This is a genomic window from Pseudomonas edaphica, assembly GCF_005863185.1.
Taxonomy (GTDB): Bacteria; Pseudomonadota; Gammaproteobacteria; order Pseudomonadales; family Pseudomonadaceae; genus Aquipseudomonas; species Aquipseudomonas edaphica.
In genome coordinates this window covers 1-843 of the sequence record NZ_VBVZ01001074.1, presented here as the reverse complement: position 1 = coordinate 843, position 843 = coordinate 1, and the positions used below count along the sequence as shown (strand labels likewise).

1 protein-coding gene is annotated in these 843 nt (G+C 61.8%); it reads left to right on the top strand.

Annotation, left to right across the window (positions count from 1 at the left end):
* Positions 1-843 (top strand): glycosyl transferase family protein (locus tag FEM54_RS33325; protein WP_138454371.1); only part of this gene is annotated, 843 nt, incomplete at both ends.

Genomic DNA, 843 nt, shown 5'->3' with positions numbered 1-843 from the left:
ACGAAAAAGTCGAGGACACCCAGCTCGGCGCCTTCCTGATGCTGCTGCGCCATAAGGAAGAAAGCCCGGAAGAGCTCGCCGGTTTCACCGAAGCCGTGCGCGAGCGCCTGAATGCGCCAGCGCTGAATGTGGATGTCGATTGGCCGACCTACGCCGGTAAAAAACGCCATCTGCCGTGGTATCTGTTGGCGGCCAAGTGCCTGGCGCAAAACGGGGTGCGCATTCTGATGCACGGCGGTGGTGCCCATACGGCGGGCCGCTTGTACACCGAGCAATTGTTGCAAGGCCTGCAAATCCCGCTGTGTCGCAATTGGCAACAGGTCGAGACGGCGTTCGAGCAAGGCAACCTGGCGTTTATCCCGCTGGGTGACTGGGCGCCACAACTGCAACGCATGATCGATTTGCGTAACACCTTGGGCCTGCGCTCACCGATTCACTCCCTGGCGCGCCTGCTCAACCCGCTGAATGCACGTTGCGGCCTGCAAAGTATTTTCCACCCCGGTTACCAGGGCGTACACCGCGATGCCAGCGGCCTGCTGGGCGATAATGTGATTGTGGTGAAGGGTGATGGCGGCGAAGTCGAGATCAACCCGGACACCCTCAGCCATTTGTATGGCACCACCGGCGGCCAGAGCTGGGACGAAGAGTGGCCCGCCCTCTCCGCCCAGCGGCACGTCAAACCGGCCAGCCTGGAACCCGAGCATTTAAAAGCCTTGTGGCGCGGTGATGTCGAGGACAGTTACCCGCAACTCGCGCTGATCGCAACCATGGCCCTGGCCCTGCGCGGCCTCGGCCACGCTCGGGAACAGGCGTTCGAATTGGCCCAGCAATACTGCTGTGTCT